Origin of the sequence: Oceanobacillus sp. J11TS1 (assembly GCF_018333215.1) — a bacterium.
In the GTDB taxonomy this organism is placed as follows: Bacteria; Bacillota; Bacilli; order Bacillales; family Amphibacillaceae; genus Oceanobacillus.
Genome location: NZ_BORO01000024.1, coordinates 14,684 through 39,158, shown reverse-complemented (window position 1 = coordinate 39,158; position 24,475 = coordinate 14,684). Strand labels below are relative to the sequence as shown.

Sequence of the window (24,475 nt, the reverse complement as noted above, 5' to 3'; positions counted from 1 at the left end):
TGCTACTTAAAGAGAGTCTTTTTAAAAGGAGTTAGAAACAACGAATGAAAGGTTTAAAACATTTTATTCTTTCTTGGGCCGCTATTATTCTTTTTATTGGTTTGCTGTTTTGGTTTTACTATCAGACGAACCTTGATTCATATGAACGCGTAGATGAGAATGAGTCTGTATCGGAACTTCATCCTGCTGTTCAAGAAGCTGTCGGAACGTTAATTGATCGTGCTTACGATAAAGATATAGAAGTTGTTATTACAGACGGCCTGCGCACAGAAGAAGAACAAGAAGCACTTTATGCGAGAGGCAGAGAAGTTGAAGGTAACATTGTCACGCATGCCAGATCAGGAGAAAGTTATCATAATTATGGACTTGCTGTTGACTATGCTATACGTAATCATGACGGGGAAATCATCTGGGATATTCACTATGATGGTAATGACAACGGAGAAGCCGATTGGTTTGAGATTGCAGAAATTGCAAAAGATCTGGGTTTTGAATGGGGTGGCGATTTTAGTCATTTTAAAGATTATCCGCATTTACAGATGACATTTGGTTTAAGTATTTCTGAGCTTCAACAAGGTTATCGCCCTCCTAATGAAGAAGAGTAGGCTTATCGAGAATATTCAAAAGTCCAATAAAGTGAAACTTCCTTCAGTGGGGGTTTTCTTTCATCCCCCACTGAAGGTTAGTTGAACGAATCGGACCGTTACTGGCTGTTAGATCTCCCCCTTAGAAATATTTTTTACTCATTCCTTGAAGTAGGAGTCTTACAAAAGCCCTTCGATGGGACGAATAATCGCAATCGCAGTCCCAGTCCTAGCCAGTTACACTGCGATAAAAATATCACTATGGGAAGAGGAACTTCTGCTAAGGTCGCCCTTATCTTGCAGGATCTTAGCAGAAGTTACCGCATCCTAGGAAAGTTTGCACAATTTGGCCCGATTATGGTAACACGTTACATAACATGCTTCACATACTCTACCAGGTTAACTGATTTCTCGCAGCGTTCTCTCAAAAAATTAGTTGAATACCACCTTTTAAAACAGATTGAGTTCTTTTATTTTTTTCTTTGTTTCATCGGTACCCAATTCGTACAATTTGCGATAAAGCGTAATCAGATATGCCTCATACTTATTTCGTTTTGCATCGGCTCCCCACTCATCAAACGGTTTCCCCACAAATTTAACTGCATCCTTTGCATTTTCATCTTTTCTTGCAAACAGAACTTCAATCTCTTTTACCTCTTCTGGTGTCGCATATATTTCATATTCAATACCGTCATCCGGCAATGAAACCTCGCTAATTTCCTCCGTATCCACTGTTACAAAGTATTTTTTCCGTGTCATCATTAGAAGCCCCCTTTTCTTATAAAGATATTACCCTTTTTTGTCAGGCTAAAACTTATCTTTTGGGGAAGGAGTTGTTAAAAATATTACCTGAACTCACTTGTTTTTACTGCGCTTCGTCAGGATAAATATATTGTGATGTATCATCGCCGCCGGAAGCTTTTATAAATGCCGAAAAAGAGGTATACTCCTCGTCCTTCCAAATCCAAATCCCCTCTTTGTCACGCTCTCTATAGTAGATATTTTCGGCCAGACGATTATCTCGATTTTCTTGAAAGAAATTGGCTATAAAAATACGCGAGTCGCTGGCAGCAAACTTATTTTCCTCAATCTCATTATCGTGAACATTATACTGCAGCAACAGCTGTCCGCCATCTAAGCCTTTCGTGTCATTTTGCTCGAGGTAATTCTGAGAAATCAACGTATAGCGAGTGCCGCCTCTATGTTCATCATAGCCGCCAATAGCTATCCCGGTATAATAATTGTTGGATATATGGTTATTGGTAATTTGAATATCTTCTGCATATTTCCCGGCATGCTCTGATGTAGCTTCAATCCCAATGTCATTTTGATACAATTCATTCTTTTGGATAAGGATATCTTTTCCGCCATCGACATAAATAGCGGCTGCACTATATTCTCCATCATACGCCGGATTAGACAAAGTAGATATATGATGAACCTTATTATTTTGCACAGTCCCATTACGAACATAGTCAGCGGAAGCATGATTCGCAACACCCTCATACCCGATCAGGTCAATTCCAATATTATCACTGTACCGAACTGTATTCCGCTCTACCATAAAACCATCAATATCTCCATTTAATACAATCGATTCACTTGTACCCAGCTTTAAATCCTCAACGACATTATGCACGATAGTTATATCCTCCATAGAATCCATCCCATATGCAGCAATTCCATGTCCATTTCCTTCATCATGCCATGTTTTTATCCCTTTAATCTTGTTATCTTTAACTGTAATATGACTGCTGGAGCCATTGATAAAAATACCCATTACGGTTTCATCCATCAGATCTGTAGTCAAGTTCTGTATTGTCAGTCCTTCGATATTTATATAATCCTTATCCTCCAGAACAACGAGCGCACTATCTCCTTCTGCAGCGTTTAGGTTCTCTCCATCAATAACGACTTCTTCCTCTTCATATGCTTGAAACGTGATTGGTTTGTGCTTCGTACCGCTGTGCTCCACAATCAGCTGCTCCTTATAGGTACCTTCCCGAATAAATACCGTAGTTCCCGCCTCTGCTTCAGAGCTGGCTTTCGCAATCGTTCGAAAAGGATGCTCCATTGTACCTTCATTTTTGTCGTCCCCATCCACCGCTACATAAATAGCCTGGTTTGTATGTTGGAGCGGATAAAAGGCAAACAAAATACCAACAGCTGCACATCCTGCTATAATTAATAATCCCATTTTCTTCATTATTTTCTCCTAAGAATTTATTTTTTCTTTGTTTTCCATCACTTCATTCCTATCATTATAGCGGTTTGCCTCTTCGTCGGGAAGCGGATCTATTTTATGCTTATAGCCATACCCTTTTGACAAAGTGACCATAGATAAAATAATAACCATCGCCACCACAATGATTGAAACAGTAATTACTGCAACATAGGACCCCATAATTTACCTCCATCATATTTTTTATCTTCTTATCTTCTATCCTATTAAACTCTGCACCCCTTTTCAATTTATTTCTATTTCTCCGCTAAAAGAGAGACTCCTGCGTTATTAAAAGGATAAGCTATTATACTATCGTATATGTTGGTATACATAAGTTATTTTCTATTCACGCTGGCAAACAGCAGATAATTCATATTTTTGGGAAAATATGAGGTTTGAGAATATTTTTATTTATCTGTAATATGTTTGTTAACTCATGTTGATTTTTGTAACATTCTTTTTTAAGGATTGCTATAGAATCAACATTTTTTATTCTATTAAATGATTAGGGGGGACTAATTCAATTGAAGAAGAAATTAATACTTATAAGTATAGCTTCCTTTTTATTGTTATTGGCTGCTTGCGGCGGGTCGGATAATAGCCTAGAAAGTATTCAAGATGCCGGTACTGTCCAAGTAGGCTTTGCAAATGAATCACCTTATGCTTATGAGGATAATGGTGAATTAAAAGGAGCCGCGGTTGATATTGCAACAGCAGTTTTTGCTGAACTCGGAGTCGATAATGTCGAAGGAAAATTATCCGACTTCAGTGAACTGATTCCAGGAGTGCAAGCCGGACAATTTGATCTCGTCACTGCTGGTATGGCTATCAACCCTGACCGTTGTGAAAATGCAATTTTCAGTGAGCCGGAAATGGTGTATGGTGAAGGACTTGTTGTGAAAGCAGGTAATCCATTATCGATTGAAAGCTATAAGGATATTTCAGATAACCCGGATATAACCGTGGTTGTAATGGAGGGCGCGACAGAAATTGAGTTTTTAAAATCAGAAGGGGTAGCTGACGACCAAATTATTACTGCTTCGGATATCCCTGCAACCTTCTCTGCGATTCAAGCAGGACGTGCTGATGCAACAACGGGTACGGAAATGACAGTACGTATGGCTTTTGAATCTGCTGACACAGAGGATTTAGAAATCGTTGAAAGCTTTGAACAGCCTGATGTTGAAGGCGTACCAAGCTACGGAGCAGCTGCATTCAGCATTGAAAACGAAGAGCTTCGTGATGCATATAACGAAAAATTAGCAGAGTTAAAGGAAGATGGCACAGTGGCTGAATTGCTTGAACAAAATGGATTCCATCCAGAAACCAATTTTGTTCCAGTTGATTCTGTAACAACTGAACAGGTATGCCAAGGAGAAGTTTAATTTTGAAGGGTTAATTAGCTAATATAGGTTTACGTACTCCATAGGGCAGTTCCTTCACTAAGGAGCGCCCTTTCTTTTTTCTGATCATCACCTTCAAGTTTAATAAAATCTCACAAATAACAGCATAAAGGAGGTACTTACCATTAATGCAATAGTAGAGATTGCCCCGCAATTATGGCGTGGTGTACAAGTAACTGTATCCATATTAATTGCTTCGGCATTATTTTCCTATGGCATGTCATTTATCGCAGGACTATGTCGACTTTCCAAAAACTTCTTATTACGAAAAATTACTGGATTTTATGTAGAGGTGTTCCGAGGAACATCCTTGATTGTTCAGCTATTCTGGCTGTACTATGCTATACCAATGCTATTTGGAATTAACCTGGGATCCAATTGGTGGATCGGTGTTATTGCAATTGGATTAAACTATGGTGCGTATCTTTCAGAAGTTGTTCGCAGCTCTATTTTATCTGTTTCAAAAGGACAGCATGAAGCCTCAGCTGCTTTAAATATGTCTTCCTTTCAAAAGATGCGTCTGATTATTTTCCCGCAAGCTGTACGTATGATGCTGCCTGAATTCGGTAACTATACGATTCAAATTTTAAAAGGGACATCCCTAGTTTCCTTAATCGGTTTAACAGATATCTTATATTATGGAGATGTCATGCGAAGTACAAGCTTGTCACTATCACCGATGATTTATTTAATGGTACTTGTATTCTATTTTATTTTAGCACTTCCATTAATTTTCCTTACTAGGAAGGCTGAAAAATTGGCAAAGAGAGGGGTAGCTAGCTGATGAATCTGAATTATTGGAGCTGGGATACATTTCTCGATGCATTACCCGTGGTATTACAGGGATTAGGAATTACAATCGGTCTGACATTATCCAGCTATCTCTTTGCTTTAATTTTTGGTTTCTTATGGACATTCTTACGTCGGATTCCAAATCGATTTATTCATTTTATTATCACTTGGATAATGGAATTCATACGCTCTACTCCGCCGCTCGTTCAGCTATTTTTCATCTATTATGCGTTGCCAGTGATACCCTATATCGGCGTATCCCTCCACCCGTTTGCTTGTGCAGTATTAGGACTTGGTATACACTTTAGTACGTATATTGGTGAAATTTATCGATCTGGAATTGAAAATGTGGATAAAGGGCAATGGGAAGCTTCTACAGCATTGAATGTTTCAACTTGGGATAAATGGCGCAAGATTATCTTGCCACAAGCAATCCCTCCAACCATACCAATGCTCGGAAATTATTTTATTATTATGTTTAAGGAAGTTCCACTAGCATCCACTATCGGTGTCGCAGGGATTATGCTGATGGCTAGATCGTATGGTGCAGCAAACTGGTCCTACCTTGAGCCATTAACCATTGTAGGCATCATCTTCCTATTATTAAGCTATCCTTCTGCTGTATTGATAAAAAGATTAGAAAATCGTTTCAATAAAAGGTTCGATAAAAATCAAATTATAAAGGATAAAGGAGCAATGCAATAATGGCTGAACCAATCGTAACCTACAAAGATGTTCATAAATCCTTCGGCGATGTAGAAGTACTGAAAGGAATTGATTTAGATATATACCCAGCAGAGAAAGTGGCAGTCATTGGTCCGAGTGGATCTGGGAAAACAACAATTATCCGCATGCTTATGACTCTGGAGCAGCCAACAACCGGTGATATTATCGTGGATGGCCGTAACCTGTGGAAAATGGAGAAGAACGGAAAAATGGTCCATGCGAATGAAAGTCACCTGCGCTCCATTCGCGGAGATATTGGAATGGTATTTCAACATTTCAACTTGTTTCCGCATATGACCATTTTAGAAAATTGTATGACAGCGCCGATTCATGTTAAAAAAGAAGATAAAAATGATGTGAAAAAGCGTTCAATGGAAATGCTTGAGCGTGTAGGACTAGGGAGTAAGCTGGATAATTATCCGAGTCAGCTCTCTGGCGGACAAAAGCAGCGTGTAGCGATGGCCCGCGCGCTCGTGATGCGCCCAAAAATTATGCTGTTTGATGAAGTTACCTCCGCACTCGACCCTGAGCTTGTCGGAGAAGTCCTTAATGTCATCCGTGATATTGCAGAAAATGATGATATGGCGATGGTTCTTGTCACGCACGAAATGGATTTTGCCCTGGATATAGCGGACAAAGTGCTCTTCTTAGACGAAGGGGTTATTGCAGAGCAAGGAACAGCCAGTGAAGTCATTGAGCACTCAGAGAACCCGCGTGTTCAATCCTTCTTGCAGCGTTTTAGAGGATAAGAGGAGAAATATTCTTATGAAAAGACCAGTCAGATTTTTGCTCTGCCTGGTCTTTTTCATCTAACTTCATAAAAGTGAGTGTTCAAAAATAAACTAAACCCACTGAAACTAGCTCAGAAAGTAATCGAACACGCTCCGAATAGCTCACATGCGCTCCAAAACTGAGAAAAGCGCTCCATCTTAAGCTAATGCACTCGATAAACGAGAAATGCGCTCCACTTTAGGCTGAACGCGCTCCTTAACCGTGAAAAGCGCTCCATAACCGAAAAAAGCGCTCCAACTTTAGCTGAACCCGCTCCTTAACCGTGAAATGCGCTCCATCTTAAGCTGAATGCGCTCGAAAAATGAGAAAACCGCTCCAACTTATGCTGAATGCGCTCCACCTCAGGCTGAACGTGGCGCTCCATAACCATGAAATCCGCTCCAATTAGCTCCACACGCGCTCGAACTTGAGGCAAATCCGCTCCATTCGATTTCCAAACCAATCCAGGTTCTTTTTATTATCCTTTTTAAACACACACTATAAATACTTTCCTTATCGGTTATCTATTGTTTCCGGATACATATCATGCTGCATTAATCGATTTTCTGCCATCTTTTCAAATTTTGTTCCCGGCTTTCCATAATTGCAATATGGGTCAATGGAAATTCCGCCACGCGGGGTAAATTTCCCTCTCACTTCAATATATCGGGGATCCATCAGTTCGATTAAATCATTCATAATAATATTGACACAGTCCTCGTGAAAATCTCCATGATTCCGAAAACTGAATAAATACAATTTTAAAGACTTGCTTTCTACCATTTTGATATTTGGAATATAGCTGATATAAATGGTTCCAAAATCTGGTTGATTGGTTTTAGGGCAAAGTGTTGTAAATTCCGGACAGTTTAATTTTACAAAATAATCTCGATTCGGGTGCTGGTTATCAAATACCTCTAACACTTCTGGTGTATAGTTAAATGCATATACAGTCTCCTGATTTCCCAATAATTCAATTCCTTGAAGATCCTTTTCACTTCTTCCTGCCATGCTGCTCATCTCCTTTAATAAATCTATAAAAGCACCCTTACATGCACTAAAAAAAGCCACGCTCCTAAGGAACATGGCTTATAATCGCAAGTTGTCCTTAGTTTTTTATAGAGGGTTATTGCTAAGAACCTCTGTCAAATAGTTAATTAACACTTCATAAGTATAAGAATGAATAAAATAGATGTCAATCTTTCTTTTTCACATTAAAAAGGTTTGAACACGATCTTTCTACTTTTCGCAGTACGTTATGCCTCTGCGTCCTCGCCAATAATTCGAACCTCACGCTCTAATTGGACATCAAACTTCTCTTTCACTGTCGCTTGGACAAATTGAATTAATGAAATATATTCAGATGCCGTTGCATTATTTTTATTGACAATAAAACCGGCATGTTTTTTAGATACTTCCGCTCCACCAATTTGCTTTCCTTGAAGATGACTATCTTGAATCAATTTGCCGGCAAAATATCCTGGCGGGCGTTTAAACACACTGCCACAAGACGGGTATTCTAATGGCTGCTTGGATTCTCTTTTATACGTAAGATCATCCATTTTTTCTTTAATTTCTGCCTTATCTCCAGGTTTTAAAGCAAACGTGGCTTCCAAAACAATATAGCCATTATCCGGGATATTACTTGTACGGTAGCTAAGATCTAACTGTTCCGCCGTTAACGTCAGCAACTCTCCATCCTTGGTTGCAACAACTGTACTTTCCAATACATCTTTGATTTCTCCACCGTACGCGCCTGCATTCATATACAAAGCGCCGCCAACGGAACCTGGAATCCCGCAAGCAAATTCAAGTCCTGCCAGTTCTTCTTTTAAAGCAAAACGAGAGGCATCAATAATTCTCGCGCCACTCTGAGAGATAATCTTATCTCCATCTCTCCATATCGATGACAACTGTTGAAGATTCATAACAATCCCGCGAATACCGCCATCCTTTACAATCAAATTAGAGCCATTTCCAAGCATCGTAAATGGCACATTCTCTTGATTGGCAAAACGAATAATCGCCTGTACTTCTTCATAGGACGATGGAGTGATATAAAAATCTGCGGTACCGCCTAATTTAGTATACGTATGTTCTCTTATTGGTTCATTAACCAATACATTATCTTTATCTGTATGTTGAATTAGATTATCATATAAATGATGGTAGTTATTCATGCTATCATTCCTTTAATTTGCCAAATGACCTTCTATATTTGGCTTTGTTATTCTGTTTCCGACTGAGGTTTCCTGCCATTTTTTAAGTGCAGACACCATGATTACTCCGTCTTGGATATCAAAAAGGACTGGAGTAAATGATGAATCCTATACTATTGTAGTTGAATCCAGTTAATCTTGCCACAAAAAGCTGTGAATCAATTTATCAATTTGCATACTTTCATGCAATGCACTATGTGTAAGTTGCGGATCATCAATGATTGTCTCTTTATAATTTTGTTCTGGTATCATATATCTGAGCGCCTTCGCACTTTCTGGGACAGCCACAGAGTCTCCCGTACTGGCTATACTGTACACCTTCACTTCTGCCGGAAACATATTATCTCGCAAGACTTTTAAAGCATCCGAATTCGGCTTCAAATCTTCTGCAGCTTCGTCTTGATGAACTTTAAAATAATTTTCATTATAAATACCGTCAAATGGGCTGCCGATTGTAACCAGCTTATTCACTTTTGGATAGCCATTCAAAGTATATTCCATCGTATATTTCACTGCCAAGATACCGCCCATAGAATGCCCGACTAAGTTTACTTCTTCTACGCGATAATTTTCCTTTAAATGAAGAAGAACACTTGCAATCCATTCTGTGCTTTTTTGAAAGCTTGCGCGATTATCCTCTAAGACAATCTGCACAAACATTGGTGCATATCTTCCTTCATTTAAATTATAATCGACGATGCTTCCATCCTTTGTAACATAGTAAACAAAGCCTTTATTTCCCCACTGGTACGTATTCTCGAATCGGTCAAGCATATGACCAAATGAATTTTCTGTTCCTTTATATCCATGTATAAAAATAGTCGGTGCGCCAGTATACTCTTCCGCCCTGGTTTGGTCCTGCTGATAAAAATAAGCACCCAAAGCAATACCGCTGACGATTAGTACGCATAAAACAATACCTGCAATCTTCTTTCTCATGTATTTACTTCCCTCAATTTCTATTGTAGATCTATGTTTGTCTCCTAATTAGAAAAGTCGGCATCCGCCATATATCCTCGCAGATACCATCGTCGTACTTATGCAAAACAAAGGAATGATACACCCATCCCTTTTTAACCGCTAAAAATACATTGCTATTATAACATCCTTCGCTTATTAGAACATCTTTTCACACAAGAAAAAAGCAAATAGAATCTGCCTTTTAAAAAGCAGCATTCTATTTGCTTTTAATCATTTGTAAACGGTACGAGCACACGCAATGCTCGCTGATATAAAAACTTATTTTATGGAATGATAATGGATTTCTTCCCCATTCACACTACATATATAGGAGAAACCGCAATTTGTTAATATCTCTTTAGCTTCCTTAAAATGAGCAGCAATCTCCTCCGGCCGGTGCGCATCAGAGCCAAGTGTTATTATTTCTCCTCCAAGCTCCCGATACATACGCAAAATAAAATCACTTGGGAGCGGGGCATTCATGCCGTATTTATAGCCGGATGTATTTAATTCAATTCCCTTCCCCTCAGAGATAACAAGCTTTAAAATTTCTTCTATTATTTCTGTCGGTACATGTTCCGGCTCTGCTGAAGCATATCTGCTGACTAAATCAAGGTGCCCTAAAATATGATAGTTTTTAAACTTTTTTATGCACGCATAGTATTCTTCAAAATAAATGCGGTATGCTTCATCCACCGTTCTATCTTCAAAAAATATACCGGAATGCAAATCTTGTTTATTCGCGGAATGCATCGAGCAAATGATAAATTCTGGCTTTAATCGATTAATAAAATCGGATGTTTCCTCTAGTACATGCGGCTGCACACCGACTTCAATCCCTTTACGAATTTGAATTTTATCCTGATATTTCGTGCGCAGCAGTTCTAATTTTTCTTGATAAACCTCCGGGTTAAAACTAAAATCCCATTCCTTATCCGGATAATCCACATCTAAATGCTCCGTAAAAGCAATTTCCTTTAATCCTTTTTTTATCGCTTCTTGAATCATATCCTCCATCTTAGCATCGCAATCTGCGGAAAAGTTGGAATGCATATGAAAATCATACATAAAAGTTATGCTCCTCTCATTGACATTTTTTCTGAACATTTATATAATACTAAATAACTTTAATTAGATAAAGCATTAAATTAATAAAGTGTTTAAGAAGGAGAATTTTATGAGAAATAAACAACTGCTTCATTCCATGTTTTACCCGGAACAGTTTGCAAAGAAACGCCATGTTATTCATAAATTAACTGACCGTTTCGCTAAATTTGGCTATCAGCAGGTAGAGACACCTGTTTTTGAAAATTATGATTTATATAATGATGTTCAGGGAACAGTCAATACAACGGACATGTTAAAGCTAATCGATCCATCTGGAGAAGTGCTTGTCCTGCGACCAGATGCAACGATTCCAATTACCAGACATTATACGAATTTACAGAATTTAGAAACACCTGGACGTCTTTCTTATGTGCTGGATATTTTTCGTTCTACTGCCGAAGAACGTTCCCGCACGCAGGCAGGTGTAGAATTATTTGGAGAGCGCACGCCTGAAGCAGATGCGGAACTGATTGCATTAGCTGTAACAAGCTTAAACGAAATAAAAATCCCTTCTTTTAAAATAGAAATTGGTCACGCGACTTTCTATAAAGAATTATTACATGAAGCCAACCTGAATGCTATACAGCAAAAACAGCTTGATCAGTACATTCAGTCTAAAAACATTTCGGAGATTGTTCCTTTTTTAAAAGAATTGAATCTGGATCCTGATTTGATTAAAAAGCTTCGAAAAATACCGATGCTCTATGGCGATACGAGCATGGTTATCAAAGAAGCAGAAAATATTATTTCTACAGATCGGATGCGTGAAGAACTCGATTATCTATCTGACGTTTATCAATTGCTTCAAGACTATCATATTGAATCTTATATTTCGATTAATCTAGGCTTGATTAACCATATGAACTATTACTCTGGTATTATCTTCCAAGGCTTTGCGGAAGGACTTGGACAGCCAATTATGATGGGGGGACGCTATGATTATCTGACGCATACCTTCCAACAGCAAACGCCGGCAATTGGTTTTGCATTTGAAGTAGATTTACTCGCTAATTTGCTTTATGAAATGCCTGAAAAAACAGAAGTGATCGAACTTTTGTATGAATCTGCCGAACGTGAGCGAGCATTTATTCTTGCAGAACAACTAAGAGTGTTTAACAAAAAAATTATCACCCGAGCGGCAGGCGAAAGTGGATCAGACTTAAAAGCTCCAAACATATTCGTAAAATCTAAAAAATCCATATATAGCAATCAAAAAGAACAACGGGAATTTAAGACAGATCAGGAATTACTAGAGTGGTTTTTGAGAAAGGACGTTGAAAAATGCAACCTGTAACTATTGCTTTAGCAAAAGGACGCCCTGCTAAGCAATCTATCGATTTATTAAAAGCAGCAGGAATCCATTTTGAAGATTTTCATGAGAAGACACGCAAGCTTGTTTTTTTCAATAAAGATAAAACCCTGCGCCTGATTTTTTTAAAGGGGATGGACGTCCCAATTTATGTAGAAAAAGGCGCTGCTGATATCGGTATCGTTGGCAGAGATAACATTATAGAAACAGAGGCAGATGTGTATGAAATTCTGGATTTAGGAATTGGAAAATGCAAGTTTTCCGTTGCTGGAAAAAAAGGTTCCTTCCTTCCTGATAGTCAGACTTTAACCATTGGAACCAAATATCCGAATATCGCTAAAAATTTCTTTGAGAAGCGCAATCAAACGATAGAGACAGTAAAGCTTAATGGTTCGGTGGAATTAGCTCCATTGATTGGCCTGGCAGATTATATCGTTGACATTGTAGAGACAGGAAATACGTTACGTGAGAATGGGCTTGAAGTATTAGCAGATATAGAAACAATCAGCACCAAATTTATCGTAAATAAAGCAAGCTTTGTCACACGATCCAACGAAATTCAAGATGTATTAAAAAAACTGGAACAGGTTGTGGGGGTAGGATAAATGCAAATTCTTCGGTACAGCACATATAAACAAACTTTGGCGAATGCAAAAAAGGAAACGCAGCTGATGCAGCAAAATTTAGATAAACAGGTATTAGAAATTATTTACGGCGTGCAGGAGCATGGAGATAAAGCGGTTTTTGACTATACCCAAAAATTTGATAAAGCAAATTTATCCTCGCTTCACGTTTCAGAGGAAGAATGGAATACAGCTTCTGATCAAGTAAAATCTGAACAGCCAGCGCTCTATCAGGCATTGGCAGAAGCAGCTGAAAACATTCGTCAATATCAGCAGAAAACAAAAGAAGAAGGCTTTCAATTCAGCCCGCGGCCAGGTATTCGCTTAGGCCAAAAAATAACGCCGATCGACCGTGTTGGTGTCTATGTACCAGGAGGAAAAGCCAGCTATCCTTCTACTGTATTAATGGATGTCATACCAGCGATCGTTGCTGGCGTGGAAGAAGTTGTGGTTACAACCCCTCCCCGCCAGGACGGAACGATTAGCCCCGCTGTCCTTGCCGCAGCAAAAATAGCTGGTGCTCAGTCTGTTTATAAAATTGGTGGAGCTCAGGCCATTGCCGCTTTAGCCTATGGAACAGAATCAATTCGAAAAGTAGATAAGATTGTCGGACCAGGAAACGCCTTTGTAGCTCGTGCAAAAAAGTGGGTATTCGGTGATGTTGCAATTGATATAATTGCTGGCCCCAGTGAAATTTGCGTGTTCCCTGATAATACAGTCCCAGCTTCCTATGTCGCAGCTGATTTATTATCCCAGGCGGAACACGCAGAGGATGCTACTTCCATTTGTGTGACAACAGATCTTTCTTATGCCGAAGCGGTTCAAAAAGAAGTTCGTCGGCAAATTCCCTTATTAGAGCGTGCAGCTATTATTCGTGAATCCATTCAGTCGAATGGGAGAATCATAGTTTGTGATCAGGAAGAGCAAGCGATTGAATTCATTAATTCGATTGCCCCAGAGCACCTGCAATTAATGGGAGAAAATGCAGAAGAACAGCTAAAAAAAATCAAACATGCTGGAGCGATATTTATCGGACCTTATTCCAGTGAGCCGTTAGGAGATTATTTTGCAGGTCCAAATCATACTTTACCAACAAACGGAACCGCACGTTTCTCCTCCCCGCTTGGGGTGTATGACTTTATGAAAAAATCAAGCACCATTCATTATTCTAAAGAACGACTGCTCGATTGTGCAGACTCTATTATTACGATTGCAGAAGCGGAAGGACTCACTGCACATGCGAATGCAATCCGAATTCGAAAGGAGAATCATCATGCGTCACGCTGAAAAAAAACGCCAAACTAAAGAAACCAATATATCGCTTTCTCTTGATTTAGATGGAGAAGGTAAATCTGATTTAAAAACAGGAGTTGGTTTTTTCGATCATATGCTGACCCTTCTTACCAAACACGGCAGACTAAATTTACAAGTAGAATGTGAAGGAGACCTAGAAGTAGACCAGCATCATACTGTAGAAGATATCGGTATCGTGCTTGGCCAGGCATTCCACGAGGCATTAGGCACAAAAGAAAGCATCGAACGCTACGCCACAGCGACAACGCCAATGGATGAAGCACTCTCTAGAGTCTCTCTTGATATTAGCGGCCGTTCCTTCTTAGTTTATCGAGTGGACGGTTTAAAAGATAAAGTTGGAAATTTTGATACAGAACTGGTTGAAGAATTTTTAATTGGATTTACCAGCCATGCCAAAGTAACCCTTCATGTAGAAGTCTTGTACGGAACAAACACACACCATATGATTGAATCCATTTTTAAGGGGTTAGGAAGAGCAATTCGCGAAGCAGTATCCGTGGACCCGACGATGAAAGGCGTTCCTTCTACTAAAGGAAGTCTATAACATGAGGATTAGAGGGCGTTTACTGATTGTTGAGTGGGGTGGGATTAGGTTGGAGCGGGTTCCTCTGATTTTGGGGCGGTTTGGGATCATGTTGGAGCGGGTTCTTCTGATTTTGGAGCGGTTTCGGACCGGGGTGGAGCGCTTACTCTAATTTTGGAGCGAGTTCGGACTGGGGTGGAGCGCTTACTCTGATTTTCGAGCGGGCTTAGACCAAGGTGGAGCGCCTATTCTGATTTTCGAGCGGCTTGGACCAAGGTGGATCGCTTACTCTGATTTTCGAGCGACTCCGACCAGGTTCGAGCGCATTCTCTAATTTTCGAGCGCCTCGCATTTCTTGATTTCTGAGCGGGTTCGGCTCGAATTTCCCTTTCCTCCTTCCTTATATTTTTTATTATTGAAAAAGGAGCTAAAAAAATGATTGCCATTATTGATTACGGTGCAGGAAATATTAAAAGTTTGCAGTTTGCCTTAGATAAACTAGGTAAACCATCCAAACTGACGATGGACCCAGAAGAAATTAAACAGGCTGATTCAATTATTCTGCCTGGGGTGGGTGCATTTAAAGATGCGATGGAAGCATTACAACGCTATCAACTAGATAGCCTTTTGAAAGATGAAGCAGCGAATGGCAAACCCATTCTAGGAATCTGTCTTGGTATGCAGCTTTTCTACGAATTTAGTGAAGAAAATGGCGGCTGCGCAGGGCTCGGCCTTCTAACTGGTTCAGTCAACCGTATCTCTGATTCGGTCAAGGTTCCCCATATGGGATGGAACATACTCACAGCCAATCAGGACAATAGCTTATTCGATCAACTAGGCAAAGAACCTTATGTGTATTTTGTTCATTCCTATGCCGTAGATCGTTTGGCTGAAGATACCCTGATAGCAAGCGCAGAATATGGCGGACGTGTCCCTGCGATTGTACAGGATAAAAATATCACAGGCATGCAATTTCACCCGGAAAAAAGTGGTGAAATTGGAATTACTTTATTGAAAAATTACGAGGAGTTGATTTCATGATCATTTTCCCAGCAATTGATGTGAAAGATGGAAATTGTGTCCGATTAAAGCAAGGGGATTACCATCAGCAGACAACGTATAGTAACTCCCCAGTGGAAACAGCAAAAAAATGGCAGGATGCTGGCGGAGCTTTCTTGCATATGGTCGATTTAGATGGTGCGAAAACGGGAGAACCGAAAAATAAAGAGGTTATCCTCAAAACAATTCAAAGTCTATCTATTCCTGTAGAGGTTGGCGGCGGGATTCGTTCTTTAGATACAATTAAGGAATATATAGAAGGCGGGGCTGCCCGGGTTATTCTTGGTACCTCTGCCATAACCAATTGGGCGCTGCTTACAGAGGCAATCGGGTTATACGGCGATAAGATTGCTGTTTCCTTAGACGCGCGCAATGGTTATGTTGCAACGGATGGCTGGACTAAAAATAGTGATACAAAAGCAGCTGATCTTGCAAGAGAACTAGAAGCAGCTGGTTTAAAAACCATTGTATATACAGATATTTTAAAAGATGGCATGCTGCGCGGACCGAATCTAGAGGAATTAAAAGCTATGCAGGAAGCGACTACAATGAATATTATCGCTTCTGGCGGGGTTTCCCGAAAAGAGCATGTTACAAACCTTCAGGCACTCGGCCTTTATGGAGCGATTATCGGAAAAGCATTATACGATGGGACTATTCAGTTAGAAGAGGTTGTAAAGGAGGATAATCATGCTCGCTAAACGAATTATTCCTTGCCTGGATGTAGATAAAGGCCGTGTGGTAAAGGGAAAGAAGTTTCAAAATATCAAAGATGTTGCTAATCCGGTGGAACTGGCTGCACGCTATAACCGAGAAGGGGCTGATGAGCTCGTATTTTATGATATTACCGCTTCAAACGAAGAACGGGATATTTTCCTAGATGTTGTAGAACAAGTCGCACGCGAAATCGCTATTCCATTTATGGTGGGCGGGGGCATCCGCACGATAGAAGATATTCACAGCGTACTTCATGCAGGTGCTGATAAAGTATCGATTAACAGTGCCGCGGTCCAGCGTCCAGAATTAATTACAGAAGCATCCGATAAATTCGGCAGCCAATGTATTGTGCTTTCCATTGATGCGAAGAAAACAGCTGATGGCGAATTTAATGTATTTATCAATGGGGGGAGAAAAGATACAGAAATGGATGCGATTGAATGGGCAAAACAAGGCGAAGCACTCGGAGCAGGTGAAATTGTTGTAAATGCCATGGATGCGGATGGCGAAAAAAACGGCTATCAAATCGAAATAACGAAAAAAATCGCTGATGCGGTAAATATTCCTGTCATTGCTAGTGGCGGAGCAGGCAAACGAGAACACTTCTCAGAAATTTTAGCAGAAGGAATTGATGCTGCATTGGCTGCATCTGTGTTCCACTACGGAGAGATTCCGATTCAAGAATTAAAAGAGTACTTATCTTCACAAGGAATACCAATGAGGAGGAAATGATAATGGATGTTGAAATAAAATACAATGAAAACGGGCTAGTTCCGGCGATTGTTCAAGATTATGCAACAGGAGAAGTATTAACTTTGGCTTATATGAACGACATTGCTTTCACAAAAACATTAGAATCCGGTGAGACATGGTTCTATTCCCGCAGCCGCCAGGAACTCTGGAATAAAGGAGAAACGTCAGGGAATAAGCAGATAGTTAAAAAAATAAGCGTTGATTGTGATCAGGATGCTTTAGTAATTCAAGTGCAGCCGCTTGGTCCTGCTTGTCATCAAGGAACAACTACTTGCTTTGATACAACTTTATTCGAAAGCGAAAAACCTTTATTCTCCATGATTAACGAACTTTCCAATAAAATTAAAGACCGTAAAGAAAACCCGCAGGAGGGTGCGTATACGACTTATCTGTTTAATAAAGGGTTAGATAAAATCCTGAAGAAAATCGGTGAAGAATCTACAGAGGTGGTTATCGGCGCAAAAAATAGGGATAAAGAAGAATTAACGAATGAATTGGCGGATTTACTATATCACTCTCTTGTCTTAATGGAAGAGCAAGGCGTATCTACAAAGGATATCAAAAAAATACTAAATGAGCGTCACATTGAAAAAGAGGGTCAGCACCGTGAGTAAATTCTGGAATCCATTAATCAAGCAGCTAGAACCTTATGTCCCTGGAGAACAATTAGATGACCCTTCTATTATAAAATTAAATACCAATGAAAATCCCTTTCCTCCCTCTCCTAAAGTGCTGGCAGCTATAGAGGAAGAGGCAAAGACAAAATTACAGCTCTACCCTTCCCCTACCGTGGATGAACTCAGAGAGGAAATTGCTAGTTATTATAGGTTGAAGAAAGAGCAGGTTTTTGTCGGTAACGGATCTGATGAAGTGCTTGCCTTTAGTTTTATGACATTTTTTGAGCCTGGAAAGACGATTAAATACCCAGATCTCACCTATAGCTTCTATCCGGTTTATACAAAGCTTTATCAGTTAGACGTGGAAGAAGTCTCTTTGAAGGATGACTTTTCTATCCCTGTCGAGTCCTTCTTTCACTCAGAAGGCGGTGTTATTTTCCCAAATCCGAACGCACCGTCTAGCATTTATTTAGAACTTGAGTCTATCGAGGAAATTTTAAAAAATAATCCAGAGCAAGTGGTGATAATTGATGAAGCCTATGCTGATTTTGCGGAAGCTTCAGCTGTACCTTTAATCGACACTTATCCGAACCTGCTTGTTGTCCAAACCTTATCCAAATCACGCTCCCTTGCAGGGCTTCGTATCGGACTGGCACTAGGGCATCCAGACCTCATTGAAGGATTAACGCGGGCAAAGGATTCCTTTAATTCCTACACCATGGACCGTCTAGCCATTGTTGGAGCAATAGAAGCCTTTCGAGATACAGCTTATTTTGAAAAAACAAGACAAGAAATCATTGCAACAAGAGAATATTTTCGACATGAATTAGAGAAAAGAAATTTTTATGTCCTCCCTTCTCAAACTAATTTTGTCCTTGCTTCCCCAGCAAATATAGAAGCGGAAAAACTTTTCTCTGAGTTAAAGCAGGCAGGATTCCTAGTTCGTTACTTTAACCAGCCAAGACTAGAAAACTATTTGCGAATTTCGATTGGAACAAGGGAACAGATGTCAAAGCTATTAGATGCGATAGATAGGATTCAGAAAGCAAACTAAAATTCAATAGATTACTCAAAAGCCATTAGATATTATAAATTTAATGGCTTTTACATTATAAGTTTCATTGAACCTCTAGAGGGTATAGATGTAGAGTATTTATCAATTCCTTAATGCTCCCTGTGATCCGCTTACCATTGTAAAAGCCATATTTTTTCTTTCTTAAGCAAATAAGCATTTAGCTTGAAAATAGATTGGAATTTTACCAATTTAATGTTTATTAAAATAGAGATCGGGAAGACAACTAATAACTAAAAAAAGGGAGGTGTAATAATGAGAAAGTTCGTAATAGGTTTACTAGCCTGTACTATTCTTCTAGGGGTAAACCTCAGTTTTACAAAAAGTACAGAAGCCGCGGCAGGACCAGACAGAACAGAAAAAGAAGGAATGGTCACCTACGATGTATATGAAGTCACTCATTATTTCACACCAAGCAAAACTAAAGAAATCGTTGCCGATTATGAAGACAGGGATGCCACTGCAAGACAAGTTATGAGAGGTATTGCAAGTGCTTATCCAGTTGTCGGCTTTATGCTTCTTGCTGAGAGTATTTCAACTGCTAGAATGATGGATACTTTCCAAGATGCAGAAGCACAAGGTAAAGGTGTCAGAACAAAATATGAATATTGGAATGGCAACACTTCTCAATCTGTTCATAAAATAAAAAATAAAAGTGTTACAATAGAGTAAGATATGAATTGAAGGGAAGTGAATAAGGTGGAATCAAAGTTTAAATTTAAATTGAAACAAATACTAATACTTTTAGCTTTCGTTGCAGTGCTGGTAATTCTTAATATCACATTAGAATTTTCGCCATTAGGAAATATTCTTGTTATGGTTCCCTTTATTTTGCTAGGTTGTTGGTTCACTTATCAAAATTTCAAACGAGAAAATCAAGAAAATGAAGATGAAAATTAGACATTCCGAAGTAAAATAGCGATAAAAAAGACTGGATTAGCTTAGCTTCCAGTCTTTTTTATCGTTCCTCTACTTTAATTTCTTAATACCACTCAATAAAAAAGTCGTCGTGATAGGGGTCTTTTTCATTGCGTAGTGATCAATGACTTTTCTAAAGAGCATAAAATCTCCATTTAGACAATACCTTAATTATAGCTTCACATTCGATGATACAGCCTTCCAAAAATTGTACAACCGTTCCAGTTATTTAAAAAATTCCACCAAATTTGCGTTAGCTTACTCTTTTAGTGAATCGGGACTTTTTCTTATAGTACGTGTTCAAAAGTAGCCAATGGTTTTCGGTGGGACGAGTAATCGCAAAGGCTCTTCGATGGGACGAGTAATCGCAGTCCCAGTCCCAGTCCCATCGAAAAAGCCAGGTCAACGCAGAAATTCGCCGCTTATCATTGGAAGATTTTTTGATCGTCCTCTCATTCAGATACCTTAAAATTATCTATTTTCTCAACTTGCAAAAAAAGGAGTTTTAACCCCCTAGTCCCAGGTTAAACAGTAATTAATAACATTTTTTTAAAGAGGAGATGAATTCATGAGTTCGAATAATATTTACGGAAATACCCCGCCAATGCTAGGTGCTAAAAATTTAACAAGCACAAAGGAGTACGATACAGATGTACTGATTTATGGGGTGCCTTGGGAAGGCGCCTGTACTTGGGGAGATTATACTGGATGCGAGCTTGGTCCAAAACAAATACGAATATCCTCTGCCAGATACAGTACATATCTGCCGGAGCTCGACCATATTAATGTAGAAGATCATCTAAGCTTAGGTGATGTAGGTGATGTGAGCATTGTTCCACATGATGTTCCAGAAACAATGAACCGCATCGAAAGCTTTGCAGAAAACCTGTGGAAAAACGAGAAATTTCTCGTAGGGCTTGGAGGGGATCATGGAATTACTTACCCAATTGTCAAAGGCCTGACGAATACCGGCAAAAAAGTCGGCATCATTCATTTGGATTCACACTATGATAATCTGCCGCATCATGAAGGAGACAAGTTTGCCAGAAGCACACCTTTTATGCGTTTGTATGAAACAGAAGGAGTACGAAATGAAAGTTTGATTCACACGGGAATTAAAGGGCCTAGAAATAAGCCCGAAACAGGCAAGCATGCGGAAGAGGCGGGCGCTGTAACCTTAACCATTAATGATATCCGGGCACAAACAGATTTAAAAAAATACGCTAATCAAATATATGACATGGCTTCTAAAGATGTAGATGTTGTGTACCTCACCATTTGTAGTGACGTACTTGACTTTGCCTTCAACCCGGGCGGACCTGTTGATGGAAATGGATTGACATCTTATGAGCTTGTTACCATGATCTATGAATTTGGTAAACGAGGACTTTGCGGTATGGATTTTGTAGAAGTATATCCACAGCAGGATTTCAATCAAAATTCAGCACACTTTGTATCCACAGCTGTCCTTTATGTACTGGCAGGTCATATTCATGGAGGTCATAACAAGTGATATAACTAGAGAAACTTCTCGTTTATTGCTTGCCAAACAAGGAGGAGTTTATTTGTCTCAATCAAAATTTGTTGAGAAGCTAAAGGTCATAGGGCCAGGTGCCATTATTACCGCTTCCTTTATCGGACCAGGCACCGTAACAACCGCGACACGTGCGGGAGCTGGATTTGGATTTGCTTTATTATGGGCCGTTATTTTTTCCATTGTAGCCACCATTATCCTGCAAGAAATGGTAGCCAGAATTGGAATTGTAACAAAGCAGGGCCTAGGAGAAAATATCAGAGAACTATTTCAAAATCAAATCCTAAAGTTTGCAACCGTATGGATTGTTCTCATTGCTGTTTGTGTTGGCTGTGCTGCCTATATTAGCGGAGATTTACTGGGAACTTCTCTGGGTATCTCTTATTTATCCGGAATTCCAGAAAATTATGTTGCACCAATGGTAGGAATTATTATTTTGATTCTTAATTTACTCGGCGGTTATAAATTTATTGAAAAAATAATGATTGGTTTAATCGTTATCATGTGTATCACTTTCATTACTACGATGGTTGTAGCTACCTCTGATGTTCTCGGTGTACTTCAAGGAGCCTTCATCCCATCTATTCCAGAAGGATCTATCTTGATGGTTATTGCGTTAATTGGTACAACGGTGGTTCCTTATAACTTTTTCATCCACGCGTCAACAGTAGGAGAAAAATGGAATGGTACTGACGGCCTCAAAGCAGCCAGATGGGATACCATTATTTCAATCTCCGTGGGCGGTATTATTACTGCTGCTATTCTAATTACAGCTGGTGCATTAATTCATGGCACAGAGGTTAGAAGTGTTGTTGAACTTGCTGCTCCCTTGCAGCCATTCATGGGAGATTTAGCACCTTTATTTGTTAGTATCGGTCTATTTGCTGCTGGTTTTTCTTCAGCAATCGCTTCCCCAATGGGAGCTGCTGTCACAGTAAGCAGCTTTATGAGGTGGAAGGGCGGTTTCTCTAATAAAAAATATAAGATCGTCTTTACTGCTGTCATTGTTTTAGGCATTATCACTTCAGGACTTGGTTTTGAACCTCTAGAAGTGCTGTTGATTGCACAGGCATTAAACGGATTCATTCTGCCACTAATCGCAATTTTAATTATGGTTGTCGTTAATAAGAAAAATGCCATGGGGAAATATGTAAATAAACTTTGGTTAAATATTATCGGCTGGCTGGTAACTGCTGTGGTAACGTTCTTAGGTATTTACAGTCTAGTAGATGCGATTGGTACCTTTCTATAAGCTAACGCATCGGTCACATTCAAATAAGGATACAATACCAAAAATCCAGTCATTTTCTGTAATGACTGGATTTTTGCTTGCTTTATAATTAAACCAACTCTTCAATTTCTGCAGATTCTTTAAGTTCATTCACTTTTGCTGCATATTGTTCTTGTTGTTTTTGCTGTACAATCATATTTTCAATCTGGTCTCTAATTTCATCTAACTCTTGTATTTCTTGATCACCAGCTTGCTCTTTCAATCCATCGTACATCTCTTGTACTTCTTCGTCAGTTACTTCTGTTTCAAATGCTTCTTCCATATACTGTACCGTTGTTATATTATATTTAAGCTGCTGTTTAAATTGTTCTTCAGTTAAATGTATGTCTTCAAGCGTTTTTGCAAATTGCTCTTCACCATTGGTTTCTTTAACTGCATTTAATTCCTTTTCAACTTCATTGTCGTCTACCTTAACGCCTGCTTCAGCCGCTTCTTTCGTAATTAGTTCCTGCTCCACAAGAAAATTAATTGTCTCTTGCTGTAAAGCTTCGGTATCTTTTGTATCCTGTCCTGACTGATGCATAATTGATTTGACTACAGAATAGGCAGTATTATATGCATTTCCTTGGATTTCTTCTCCGTTAACAACAACGACAGTCTCGTCTTCATCTTTAAATTCCTTATCTGAAAATTCAAGTGGTTCTGGTGCTTGTGCAGCCTCTTCTTGCTGTGATCCTTCTTCCTGTTCATTATTATCTTTATCGTCATTTCCGCATGCTGCTAAGAACATGGTTATCATCATTACGATCAATAATGTTAGCTTCTTCATGGAGAACATCCCTCACTTTTAAAATTTGATCTTGTTTCATTCAATCATATATGCTTCCCCTGTTTCAAGTTTTCGAGTAAATAATTTTAGGATGAGGTATTTTAAAAAATTTTCTTTCCTGACATAAAAAACCCCTAGATCGAAAACCTAGGAGTTTATTTATGCGGTATTATTCTAAACTTGCGTCAATTTCATCAATCATTTTTTGAACAGATGTTAAACCTCCGCCTGAGAGATACCATACATCCGGGTTCAGATAGTATATTTGATCATTTTTATATGCTTCTGTATTTGCTACTAAGTCATTTTCTACTAAATCAGCAGTATTGGTTTCACCGTCTGTTGCGATTGCTGCGCCTCGATCAACAACATAAAGCATGTCTGGATTTTGCTCCATAACATATTCAAAGGATACATTCATTCCATGTGTAGAAGCTTCGATATCCTCATCGACAGCAGACACACCAAACACATCATGAATAATCCCAAAACGAGAATTTTGTCCATATGCACTGATTTTATCATCATTTGCCAGGATGATTAAAGCATCCCCTGCATCAGCTGCTTTTTCATTTAACTCGGCAATATTATCTTCAATCGTTTGTAATTCTGTTTCAACTTGATCGTCAACGTCAAATATTTGTCCAACTTTATGCATGTTTTCTTCAAACGATTCCATATATCTTGTTGTATCTACGCCTAAATGAACAGTTGGTGCCAGTTTTTGAAACTCTTCATACATATCAGCTTGACGACCAGAAATAATAATTAGGTCTGGAGCAATCTCAGCAATTTTCTCAAAATCCGGCTCTTTTAATCCGCCAATATTTTCATACTCATCACTTTCGTATTTTTCTAAGTACGATGGAATACTTCCTGATTTTGCTACTCCTGTTACAGGAATATCTAATTTATCAAGTGTATCTAAAATACCAAAATCAAAAACAACCACTTTTTCAGGGTTCACAGGAACTTCTGTCTCTCCCAGTTCATGTGTAATTGTAACCGTTTCTTCTTTTGGTGTTTCTCCCTCTGATTTGTCGCTTTCGCCCGCATTGTCATTCGAATCAGATCCACAAGCAGCCATAAGAAGTAAGAAAGATGTAAGCATTATAAAAAGTAATGATTTTTTCATTTTATTGTCTCCTCGTTATAACGTTCTTTTTTTATAAGCAAAGTAGTTTACCAGC

The 24,475-nt window shown here is 39.1% G+C and carries 28 protein-coding genes and 1 riboswitch; of the genes, 18 read left to right on the top strand and 10 right to left on the bottom strand.

The features are described from left to right. Positions 1-44: 44 nt before the first annotated feature. Positions 45-605, top strand: a complete 561-nt coding sequence (locus tag KI343_RS15625; RefSeq protein WP_212927358.1) for a M15 family metallopeptidase — start codon at positions 45-47, stop codon at positions 603-605. A gap of 429 nt (positions 606-1,034) precedes the next feature. Here KI343_RS15625 and KI343_RS15620 read toward each other — a convergent pair whose 3' ends face one another. The 3 genes from KI343_RS15620 to ytzI all read right to left on the bottom strand — a co-directional run bounded on the left by KI343_RS15620 (position 1,035) and on the right by ytzI (position 2,988). Beyond that, positions 1,035-1,346: a hypothetical protein gene (locus KI343_RS15620; protein ID WP_212927357.1), complete on the bottom strand. Its 312-nt coding sequence runs from the start codon at positions 1,344-1,346 to the stop codon at positions 1,035-1,037. 103 nt (positions 1,347-1,449) lie between these two features. Beyond that, positions 1,450-2,790, bottom strand: a complete 1,341-nt coding sequence (locus KI343_RS15615; protein WP_212927356.1) for a right-handed parallel beta-helix repeat-containing protein — start codon at positions 2,788-2,790, stop codon at positions 1,450-1,452. Between the two features lie 9 nt (positions 2,791-2,799). After that, positions 2,800-2,988, bottom strand: a complete 189-nt coding sequence (ytzI, locus tag KI343_RS15610; RefSeq protein WP_212927355.1) for a YtzI protein — start codon at positions 2,986-2,988, stop codon at positions 2,800-2,802. A 344-nt stretch (positions 2,989-3,332) separates the two neighbouring features. Between ytzI and ehuB the strand changes: the two genes are divergently transcribed. From ehuB to ehuA, 4 genes are all read left to right on the top strand, one after another. Next, complete coding sequence (gene ehuB / locus KI343_RS15605; RefSeq protein WP_212927354.1) at positions 3,333-4,193, top strand: ectoine/hydroxyectoine ABC transporter substrate-binding protein EhuB; 861 nt, start codon at positions 3,333-3,335, stop codon at positions 4,191-4,193. A 142-nt stretch (positions 4,194-4,335) separates the two neighbouring features. Continuing rightward, entirely contained in the window at positions 4,336-4,995 is a 660-nt protein-coding gene (locus KI343_RS15600) for an amino acid ABC transporter permease (RefSeq protein WP_212927376.1), read from the top strand. Next, complete coding sequence (gene ehuD, locus KI343_RS15595) at positions 4,995-5,708, top strand: ectoine/hydroxyectoine ABC transporter permease subunit EhuD (protein WP_212927353.1); 714 nt, start codon at positions 4,995-4,997, stop codon at positions 5,706-5,708. The genes KI343_RS15600 and ehuD overlap by 1 nt, the downstream gene beginning before the upstream one ends. After that, positions 5,708-6,478, top strand: coding sequence for an ectoine/hydroxyectoine ABC transporter ATP-binding protein EhuA (gene ehuA / locus KI343_RS15590; protein WP_212927352.1), 771 nt, complete (start codon positions 5,708-5,710; stop codon positions 6,476-6,478). The genes ehuD and ehuA overlap by 1 nt, the downstream gene beginning before the upstream one ends. Before the next feature lie 299 nt (positions 6,479-6,777). Here ehuA and KI343_RS15585 read toward each other — a convergent pair whose 3' ends face one another. From KI343_RS15585 to KI343_RS15565, 5 genes are all read right to left on the bottom strand, one after another. After that, the gene (locus tag KI343_RS15585) at positions 6,778-6,963 is read right to left on the bottom strand and encodes a hypothetical protein (protein WP_212927351.1); all 186 of its coding nucleotides are present in this window, start codon (positions 6,961-6,963) and stop codon (positions 6,778-6,780) included. Between the two features lie 50 nt (positions 6,964-7,013). Beyond that, a complete protein-coding gene (queF, locus tag KI343_RS15580; protein WP_212927350.1) occupies positions 7,014-7,511 on the bottom strand; it encodes a preQ(1) synthase in 498 nt (165 codons plus the stop codon). 91 nt (positions 7,512-7,602) lie between these two features. Next, a riboswitch (PreQ1 riboswitch) is annotated at positions 7,603-7,649 on the bottom strand. 107 nt (positions 7,650-7,756) lie between these two features. Then, complete coding sequence (gene murB / locus KI343_RS15575; protein ID WP_212927349.1) at positions 7,757-8,680, bottom strand: UDP-N-acetylmuramate dehydrogenase; 924 nt, start codon at positions 8,678-8,680, stop codon at positions 7,757-7,759. Between the two features lie 171 nt (positions 8,681-8,851). Then, positions 8,852-9,658, bottom strand: coding sequence for an alpha/beta fold hydrolase (locus KI343_RS15570; RefSeq protein ID WP_212927348.1), 807 nt, complete (start codon positions 9,656-9,658; stop codon positions 8,852-8,854). Positions 9,659-9,958: 300 nt separating this feature from the next. Next, complete coding sequence (locus KI343_RS15565) at positions 9,959-10,747, bottom strand: histidinol-phosphatase HisJ family protein (protein ID WP_212927347.1); 789 nt, start codon at positions 10,745-10,747, stop codon at positions 9,959-9,961. Between the two features lie 109 nt (positions 10,748-10,856). On the opposite strand from KI343_RS15565, the gene hisZ reads away from it, so the two are divergent. The 13 genes from hisZ to KI343_RS15500 all read left to right on the top strand — a co-directional run bounded on the left by hisZ (position 10,857) and on the right by KI343_RS15500 (position 22,477). Beyond that, positions 10,857-12,080 (top strand): ATP phosphoribosyltransferase regulatory subunit, encoded by a 1,224-nt coding sequence (gene hisZ / locus KI343_RS15560; protein WP_212927346.1) that lies wholly within the window; start codon positions 10,857-10,859, stop codon positions 12,078-12,080. After that, a complete protein-coding gene (gene hisG, locus KI343_RS15555; protein WP_212927345.1) occupies positions 12,068-12,700 on the top strand; it encodes an ATP phosphoribosyltransferase in 633 nt (210 codons plus the stop codon). The genes hisZ and hisG overlap by 13 nt, the downstream gene beginning before the upstream one ends. Continuing rightward, entirely contained in the window at positions 12,701-14,005 is a 1,305-nt protein-coding gene (gene hisD / locus KI343_RS15550; RefSeq protein ID WP_212927344.1) for a histidinol dehydrogenase, read from the top strand. Then, positions 13,992-14,576, top strand: a complete 585-nt coding sequence (gene hisB, locus KI343_RS15545) for an imidazoleglycerol-phosphate dehydratase HisB (protein WP_212927343.1) — start codon at positions 13,992-13,994, stop codon at positions 14,574-14,576. The genes hisD and hisB overlap by 14 nt, the downstream gene beginning before the upstream one ends. 414 nt (positions 14,577-14,990) lie before the next feature. Continuing rightward, positions 14,991-15,596, top strand: coding sequence for an imidazole glycerol phosphate synthase subunit HisH (gene hisH / locus KI343_RS15540; RefSeq protein WP_212927342.1), 606 nt, complete (start codon positions 14,991-14,993; stop codon positions 15,594-15,596). Further along, positions 15,593-16,315: a 1-(5-phosphoribosyl)-5-[(5-phosphoribosylamino)methylideneamino]imidazole-4-carboxamide isomerase gene (hisA, locus tag KI343_RS15535; RefSeq protein ID WP_212927341.1), complete on the top strand. Its 723-nt coding sequence runs from the start codon at positions 15,593-15,595 to the stop codon at positions 16,313-16,315. Before hisH ends, hisA begins: the two co-directional genes overlap by 4 nt. After that, positions 16,305-17,063: an imidazole glycerol phosphate synthase subunit HisF gene (gene hisF, locus KI343_RS15530; protein ID WP_212927340.1), complete on the top strand. Its 759-nt coding sequence runs from the start codon at positions 16,305-16,307 to the stop codon at positions 17,061-17,063. The genes hisA and hisF overlap by 11 nt, the downstream gene beginning before the upstream one ends. A 2-nt stretch (positions 17,064-17,065) precedes the next feature. Further along, the gene (gene hisIE, locus KI343_RS15525; RefSeq protein WP_244857019.1) at positions 17,066-17,698 is read left to right on the top strand and encodes a bifunctional phosphoribosyl-AMP cyclohydrolase/phosphoribosyl-ATP diphosphatase HisIE; all 633 of its coding nucleotides are present in this window, start codon (positions 17,066-17,068) and stop codon (positions 17,696-17,698) included. Then, on the top strand, positions 17,691-18,755 hold the full coding sequence (gene hisC, locus KI343_RS15520) for a histidinol-phosphate transaminase (RefSeq protein WP_212927338.1): 1,065 nt from the start codon (positions 17,691-17,693) through the stop codon (positions 18,753-18,755). Before hisIE ends, hisC begins: the two co-directional genes overlap by 8 nt. A 273-nt stretch (positions 18,756-19,028) precedes the next feature. Beyond that, complete coding sequence (locus KI343_RS15515) at positions 19,029-19,445, top strand: hypothetical protein (protein WP_212927337.1); 417 nt, start codon at positions 19,029-19,031, stop codon at positions 19,443-19,445. A 27-nt stretch (positions 19,446-19,472) separates the two neighbouring features. Beyond that, positions 19,473-19,673 (top strand): hypothetical protein, encoded by a 201-nt coding sequence (locus tag KI343_RS15510; RefSeq protein ID WP_212927336.1) that lies wholly within the window; start codon positions 19,473-19,475, stop codon positions 19,671-19,673. 586 nt (positions 19,674-20,259) lie between these two features. Then, positions 20,260-21,204, top strand: a complete 945-nt coding sequence (locus KI343_RS15505; RefSeq protein ID WP_212927335.1) for an agmatinase family protein — start codon at positions 20,260-20,262, stop codon at positions 21,202-21,204. 52 nt (positions 21,205-21,256) lie between these two features. Next, positions 21,257-22,477 (top strand): Nramp family divalent metal transporter, encoded by a 1,221-nt coding sequence (locus tag KI343_RS15500; protein ID WP_244857006.1) that lies wholly within the window; start codon positions 21,257-21,259, stop codon positions 22,475-22,477. Between the two features lie 88 nt (positions 22,478-22,565). Here the strand turns inward: KI343_RS15500 and KI343_RS15495 are convergent, their stop codons facing one another. Next, positions 22,566-23,285, bottom strand: coding sequence for a SurA N-terminal domain-containing protein (locus KI343_RS15495; protein WP_212927333.1), 720 nt, complete (start codon positions 23,283-23,285; stop codon positions 22,566-22,568). A gap of 169 nt (positions 23,286-23,454) precedes the next feature. Further along, positions 23,455-24,420: a siderophore ABC transporter substrate-binding protein gene (locus KI343_RS15490; protein WP_212927332.1), complete on the bottom strand. Its 966-nt coding sequence runs from the start codon at positions 24,418-24,420 to the stop codon at positions 23,455-23,457. Positions 24,421-24,475 lie beyond the last annotated feature (55 nt).